1 protein-coding gene and 1 pseudogene are annotated in these 1,156 nt (G+C 68.8%); one reads left to right on the top strand and one right to left on the bottom strand.

Features of this window, described 5'->3' with window-relative positions:
* A partial coding sequence (locus HUX53_RS34555) for an SRPBCC family protein (protein ID WP_176407481.1) occupies positions 1-893 on the top strand: 893 nt, incomplete at its 5' end.
* Between the two features lie 6 nt (positions 894-899).
* Here HUX53_RS34555 and HUX53_RS34550 read toward each other — a convergent pair.
* Positions 900-1,156, bottom strand: a pseudogene (locus HUX53_RS34550) (helix-turn-helix transcriptional regulator); the annotation flags it as partial.

Genomic DNA, 1,156 nt, shown 5'->3' with positions numbered 1-1,156 from the left:
GGTGCGGTGGTGGTGGCTGCCGCGTTCCTGGACGGGTCGGATGGGTCTGGTGTGGCGAGCCGGGCCCTCGGCGGACGCCGCGGCGAGCGGGCTCGAACCCCGGCGAGGAGCCGAAGGCCCCCGAGAAGAGCGAGTCGAAGAAGCAGAACGAGCAGGCCGCGGAGAAGGGCAACGGCCACGGCGTGCTCGGGCAGCTCAAGGACACCGTCGGCGGCGCCCTCCCCGGCGGCGACAAGGACAAGGACGAGGGCAAGAAGGGCGGCAAGGGCGGCGGCGGAAAGAAGGTGAAGGTCACCAACATCGTCGAGCACATCGACGTGGGTGCGCCGCGCCGCCTCGTCTACGACCAGTGGACGCAGTTCCAGGACTACCCGTCCTTCATGAAGAAGGTCATCAGCGTCGACCAGTCCGACGAGACCAAGCTGAACTGGAAGGCGAAGATCTTCTGGTCCGCGCGGACGTGGGAGTCCACGATCGTCGAGCAGGTCCCGGACGAGCACGTCGTGTGGCGCTCGAAGGGCCCGAAGGGGCACGTGGACGGCACGGTCAGCTTCCATGAGCTGTCCCCGAACCTGACCCGCGTGCTGGTCGTCCTCGAATACCACCCGCAGGGCTTCATGGAGCGCACCGGCAACCTGTGGCGCGCGCAGGGCCGCCGGGCCCGCCTCGAACTCAAGCACTTCCGCCGCTACGTGATGACGCAGTCGCTCACCCGCGCGGACGAGATCGAGGGCTGGCGCGGCGAGATCCGCGACAGCGAGGTCGTCCGGACGCACGAGGAGGCCATGGAGGACGAGGAGAAGTCCACCAAGACGGCGAACATCAAGTCGTCCAAGAAGACCACGACGGCCAAGAACGCCAAGGCGCACGAGGAGGAGTACGAGGAGGTCTGAGCCGGGTCAGCGGATGAGGCGGGCCAGCTCGACGCGCGACCGGATCCCGAGCCGGGTGAAGACGTTGCGCAGGTGATGGTCGATCGTCCGCGGGCTGAGCAGCAGCCGCGCCGCGATCTCCCGGTTGGTGGCGCCCTCGGCGGCCATCCGGGCGATGTGCGCCTGCTGCGCGGTGGGCGTCCCGGTCCCCTATACACATCTGACGCCCCCAGCGCAGGGGGTGACGGAGAACCCAGCGGCGCGCAGGACCACAGCAAACCACA

Origin of the sequence: Actinomadura sp. BRA 177 (assembly GCF_013372625.1) — a bacterium.
Lineage (GTDB): Bacteria > Actinomycetota > Actinomycetes > Streptosporangiales > Streptosporangiaceae > Spirillospora.
Note: the sequence above shows the minus strand (reverse complement) of the source record. Positions and strands in the feature narration are given on the sequence as shown.